General features: G+C 34.4%; 6 protein-coding genes. All 6 read left to right on the forward strand.

The annotated features are described in order from the left end of the window. The first annotated feature begins 161 nt into the window (after positions 1–161). A complete protein-coding gene (gene ftsX / locus ACI32A_RS08560) occupies positions 162–1058 on the forward strand; it encodes a permease-like cell division protein FtsX (protein ID WP_439754635.1) in 897 nt (298 codons plus the stop codon). Then, on the forward strand, positions 1055–2419 hold the full coding sequence (locus ACI32A_RS08565) for a murein hydrolase activator EnvC family protein (RefSeq protein WP_439754637.1): 1365 nt from the start codon (positions 1055–1057) through the stop codon (positions 2417–2419). The genes ftsX (ACI32A_RS08560) and ACI32A_RS08565 overlap by 4 nt, the downstream gene beginning before the upstream one ends. Positions 2420–2428: 9 nt before the next feature. Then, entirely contained in the window at positions 2429–3115 is a 687-nt protein-coding gene (ftsE, locus tag ACI32A_RS08570) for a cell division ATP-binding protein FtsE (RefSeq protein ID WP_439754638.1), read from the forward strand. Next, complete coding sequence (gene ftsX / locus ACI32A_RS08575; protein ID WP_439754639.1) at positions 3112–4008, forward strand: permease-like cell division protein FtsX; 897 nt, start codon at positions 3112–3114, stop codon at positions 4006–4008. Before ftsE ends, ftsX (ACI32A_RS08575) begins: the two co-directional genes overlap by 4 nt. After that, positions 3989–5392, forward strand: a complete 1404-nt coding sequence (locus ACI32A_RS08580) for a S41 family peptidase (RefSeq protein ID WP_439754640.1) — start codon at positions 3989–3991, stop codon at positions 5390–5392. The genes ftsX (ACI32A_RS08575) and ACI32A_RS08580 overlap by 20 nt, the downstream gene beginning before the upstream one ends. A gap of 90 nt (positions 5393–5482) precedes the next feature. Beyond that, a partial coding sequence (locus ACI32A_RS08585; protein ID WP_439754641.1) for a TetR/AcrR family transcriptional regulator occupies positions 5483–5647 on the forward strand: 165 nt, incomplete at its 3' end.

Consider the following 5647-nt stretch of genomic DNA (forward strand, 5'->3'; position numbering starts at 1 on the left):
CACCTGCTTTGCACGCAGGGGGTCAGGAGTTCGATCCTCCTACGCTCCACCATTTCATCGATAAGTTCACGAAAGTGGACTTTTTTTTGTGAATTGTGTTAAATTGTCAAATTTGACAGATTTGATGCATATAATGTTATAATATAAAACGAGGTGGAAAAATGCTCCTGTTTATTAAATGTTTACCAAGAATGTTTAAAATGGCCAATCAAGATATACTACGCCATTTTTCACTTACATTTTCATCTATATTGTCCATTGCGATTGCTTTATTTATTGCGATGGTCATGGGTTTATTTGCGATGAATATTAGTTATATGACACAAGGACTTGAAGAAGAATTTATTATCCAGGTGTCTTTAAAACCAGGAATATCACAAGAAAATATTGATTCTTTATCGTCTTCTATAGAAAACTTGGAAGAAGTGGATTTTATTGAATTTTCCAGTAAAGACGATGAATTAAATCAATTAATTGAAGAAAGTGGCGATATTTTTTCGCAATATAAAGAATCCAATCCATTATATGACGTATTGATTGTTCATTTAAATAATAGTGAATCCCTGGAAAAAATCAGTTCTAAAATTGAAAAAATGAATGATGTTGTAAAAGTTAATTATGGAGGTTCTCTTGTCTTAACTTTAATTTCATTGATGGCTGTAATTCGAAAGTGGGGCTATGTATTTGTAGTCATTATGGCTTTATTAGCCATTTATTTAATTCGAACAACTATTAAATTAGCCATTCAAACACGAAAAGACGAAATTATGATTATGCGAAATGTCGGGGCTATGAACTGGTATATTACATTTCCATTTATGTTAGAAGGCATGATCTTTGGTTTTTTTGGAGCCCTGATTCCTATTTTAATCTGTATCTTAGGCTATCATTTCCTTTATCAAAAACTCAACGGGATTTTAATGAGCCAAGTGCTGAAATTACTTCCTCCTTTTCCAGGAACAATCTATATTTCTCTTGCCTTATTGATTGTGGGACTAGTTGTTGGAATGATTGGAAGTGGATTGGCAGCTAGAAAGTATTTGAGGTGGACGCGATGACAAAAAAAATATTAACGATTCTTTCTTGTATGTCTTTACTCTTTTGTATACCCATAAAAGCACAAGACGTGGATTATTCGGATGAAGACTATTGGTATTCCACTTGTTCAAAAGCACAGACAACTCAGGAAGGCATGAATGCTTGTCTTGGTTTTCAAAATTATCTGGATGAACAATTTGAGCAACTAAAAAAAGAAATGGAATCTTATAAAGATGACTTAGATTCTTTGCAATCGAATTCCAGTCGAATTGAAGAATTAGTGGAGAAACAAAAGAAGTTATCGGATGCGTTAGATAAACAAGTACAAAGTATGGAAGCACAAATTGAAGCGGTTGAACAAGAAATTCAATCGATTCAAGAAGAAATTGAAACCAAACAAAAAGAAATCGACAAATGGGAAGACCAAATTGAACAAAGAATGATTCAGGAACAAGCTAATACTGGAACCAATATCTTAATTGATTTGATTATGGGTGCATCAAGTTTAAATGATATGTTCCGTCGTTTCAATGGAATTGAAAGAATCACGGCAAGTGATCAAGACCAGATTGAGCAATTAGGTGAATTGAAAAAAGAACTTGAATTGCAAAAACAAGAACAAGAGCGTTTATCTGAGCAAATGGAAGAACAAAAACAACGCATTGAAGAAGAAAAGACATATGTTGTGCAACTACAGGATTCTTATGATCAATTAGCGGAACAATATCATAAAGTAGAAGCCGATCTTCGTCAGAAAATGCAAGAAGAAGCCGAAAGGGCAAATAATATTCCAAGCTATGGTGTGATTTCTCCAAGTGATGATGTAACGATTGAAAAAGTCAGTGGCTTTATTTCACCTATTTCAGGTGGAGGAAAATCAGCTGGTACATGGGCCTATCCAGGTGGTGGTCTTCACTTAGGATTGGACTGGGCTGTCAGCATTGGAACTGCTGTTGTAGCACCTGCCAGTGGCATTATCATTTATGCTTCCAATCCAGCACCAACAAATGGAGGCTATCTGGGAAACTGGGCTGGATGGCCATATGGAGGCGGAAATACCATTGAAATGTTATGCGATGTCAATGGAACCTTATATGCTATTTCCTTTGCGCATTTAGCGCAGGAAGGTTTTGCGGTTAGTGCCGGACAAACAGTGAGTCAAGGACAAGTCATTGCTTTAACAGGAAATTCTGGAAACTCATCAGGACCTCATTGTCATATTGAAGTGATCAATTTAGGAAATATGAGTGTATCAGAAGCCATAGCGCGTTTCTCTCAAACAGCAGACTTTGCTTTTGGCACAGGATGGAATTCAACCGCAACAGCATGCGAAGCAGGAAAAGCTGCGCCATGTCGTGAACGACCTGAAAAATTTTTCTAGGAGGGGCTTATGATTGAATTAAAACAAGTCGATAAATCCTATCCCAATGGTGTCCATGCACTCAATCAAGTTTCTTTGAAAATCAATGATGGAGAATTTGTGTATGTAATTGGAGCCACAGGAAGTGGAAAAAGTACAATGATTAAACTACTCAATGGAGAAGAAATCCCGGACAGTGGACAAATCCTTGTCAATGGTGTAGATGTCGGAGCTTTAAAACATCGTAAAGTTCCTCAATATCGACGCCAAATTGGATGTATTTTCCAAGACTATCGTTTGCTTCCAACATTGACAGTCTATGAAAATATTGCGTTTGCTTTGGAAGTTGTAGGAATGCCAAAGAAAAAAATTCGAAAACGAGTTCGAGAAGTATTGGAATTGGTTGATTTACAGGAAAAAGCCAAGTCCTATCCCGATGAATTATCGGGAGGTCAGCAACAACGTGTAACGATTGGACGTGCCATTGCCAATAATCCAAAATTATTAATTGCGGATGAACCAACTGGAAACTTAGACCCGGAAAAGAGTTTTGAAATCATTGAATTACTGGAAAAAATAAATCAAAGCATCAATGCCACCATTGTTATGGTAACGCATGACAGTGTATTAGTGGAACGATATAAAAAGCGTACAATTGTTTTAGACAATGGCTATATTGTCCATGATTCTTCACAAGGTGGATATAAAAGCATATGAAATGGTTGTATTTATTTTTATATGAAATTAAACACGCTCTTATCAAAATCAGACGACACGGCATACTTTGTTTATCCAGTGCCATGGCCGTCTTTGTCTCTGTGTTTTTAGTTTCAATTTGTTTGATTGTAGGACTCCATGTGGATTCTTTTTCACATAATATTGAATCTGATGTACGCATTCATGTTGTCCTGCAAACCGATATTGATCAAAGCCAAATAGAAGAAATACAAAACCAGATTCAGGCTATTTCCAATGTAGATACCATCGAATTTTCCAGTAAAGACGAAGAACTGGAATTGATGATTCAAGAAAAAGGCGAAGCCTTTGAATTATATCGAGGTGAAAATAATCCCTTGGCAAATGCCTTTTTTGTGACTGTAAAAGATGGATCACAAATTGAAAAAACAGCACAAGAAATAGAAAACATGGAAGTCGTTTCTTCTTGTGTTTATGGTGGAAGTTCCGTCACGCAGTTAATGGAAATGCTTCAAAAAATTCGTAAAGTAGGGTATGGAACCGCTATTTTATTGATTTTTTTAAGTATATATCTTATCTACAATACGATTCGAACAACCATTTATTCTCAACAATCCGAAATTGCGATTATGCGAACAGTCGGTGCTACACAATCGTTTATAAAAATTCCATTTGAACTTCAAGGAATTTTTATTGGATTACTTGGATCTGGGCTTACATATTTTCTTATTTATTTTGGATATCAGAAAGTCTATGAAATCTTAGATGGAAATTTATTTATTCGTTTATTGTCTTTAATTAAACCAGGGGATTTATATCACCAAATTGGCTGGATTATTCTTTTATTGGGAATTGGAATTGGCTGGTTAGCCAGCTCAATGGCGGTATCAAAATATGTTCGAAAAAATCGCTAAGCACGCATCTACGCTTATTGTTTGTTTACTATGTTTTGGATTGGGAATCAGTATTCCTGTTACCATTCAATCCATTGAAAACAACGATGAATTGGAAAAATTTAATTCCATTTATAAAATATTAAAAGAAAAATGGTATTATTCTGATTCCTATGAAAATATCGATGAAACCTTGATCGAACAAGCCATTTCAGGCATGGTGGACTTTGATAAAGACGCCCATACCAATTATTTTAGTTTAGAACAAGCCCAGAAATTTAGTAGTTCTTTAGAAGGAAGCAATGTAGGAATTGGAATTTCATTATATTTGGATGAAAACAATAATATTGTTTGTGATCATATTTTTATGGATTCACCAGCTCAAAAAGCCAAACTAAAAAAAGGCGATATTATTACAAAAGTAGATGATTTAATTTGTTCCAATGAAGATTATCAAGACGTGATTTCTTATATTAAAGACAGTGAAAACAAAGAAATCAAAATTGAATATATTCGAAATGAAAAAACATATACAACAAATATTATTCCTTGCAGCTATGACTCTACAGTGGTTTGTGAAGTCTATAATGACATTGGCTACGTTATATTAAATAGTTTTTCCGAAAGCTCAGCTAAGACATTTCATTCGGCTTTATCTTCGTTACAGAAAAAAGGAATAAAGAAACTTGTATTGGATTTACGAGACGATACAGGTGGATATTTGACTTCGGTTTTAGACATTGCTTCTTGTCTATTACCAGAAAATACACCGGTTTTCATTGAAAAACAAAAAAATGAAACTACAACGAAAATGACAAGTGATGCATACGAAACCATTGAAATGGATCAGATTGTAGTTCTTCAAAACGAAAACACAGCCAGTGCGGCAGAAGTCTTAATAGGGGCTTTAAAAGAAAATCTGGAATCGAAAGTGACTTTAATCGGAACAACAACTTATGGAAAAGGAAGTGAACAAGTCAGTGTGCCTTTTAGTGATGGAACATCTTTAAAATATACCATTGCTAAATGGGAAACACCAAGTGGAAAAAGCATTGATGGCACTGGCTTTGAAGCGGATATAGAAGTCAATAAACCAGAAGTGCTTCAAGTTACATATAAAGAAATGAAAGATGATGAAGTTATTGAAAGAGATAGTGTAAACTACAATGCCAAGGCTTTACAAGTGTATCTGGATTTTTTGGGGTATTCAGTTGATCGAAAAGATGAATATTTTAGTATACAAAGTTCAGACGCTTTAAAACAATATCAAAGTGATCATGGATTAGAAGTAAGTGGAAACTGTGATTTTAATACTTTTCAAATGATTTCAAATCAAGTTTCTATTCAAATTCATAAAGAACAGTTGGATCCACAATTGGATTGTGCTTTTCAACAATTAACATAGCGCAGGCTATGTTTTTTTTGTTTTAGGGTCTTCTCAAAAATGGTCAATGGCTATAATATGGTATTAACCAAAGCGGTTAATGGAGATTATATGAACGAAAAATTTTATTCTCTTCCCATTGAGAAACAAAAAACTATTCTAAATGCAGGCTATCGTATTTTTTCTGAAAATACATATAAAAATAGTCCTGTTTCCCAAATTGCCAAAGAAGCCGGTATCAGTAAATCATTATTATTTTATTATTTTAAAAATAAA

Origin of the sequence: Floccifex sp., from assembly GCF_051873555.1 — a bacterium.
Taxonomy (GTDB): domain Bacteria; phylum Bacillota_I; class Bacilli_A; order Erysipelotrichales; family Erysipelotrichaceae; genus Floccifex.

Excerpts from the sequence above, each read along its gene's own strand:
- ftsX (WP_439754639.1), top strand. The coding sequence starts at position 3,112 with ATGAAATGGTTGTATTTATTTTTATATGAAATTAAACACGCTCTTATC.
- ACI32A_RS08565 (WP_439754637.1), top strand. The coding sequence starts at position 1,055 with ATGACAAAAAAAATATTAACGATTCTTTCTTGTATGTCTTTACTCTTT.
- ftsE (WP_439754638.1), top strand. The coding sequence starts at position 2,429 with ATGATTGAATTAAAACAAGTCGATAAATCCTATCCCAATGGTGTCCAT.
- ACI32A_RS08580 (WP_439754640.1), top strand. The coding sequence starts at position 3,989 with ATGTTCGAAAAAATCGCTAAGCACGCATCTACGCTTATTGTTTGTTTA.
- ftsX (WP_439754635.1), top strand. The coding sequence starts at position 162 with ATGCTCCTGTTTATTAAATGTTTACCAAGAATGTTTAAAATGGCCAAT.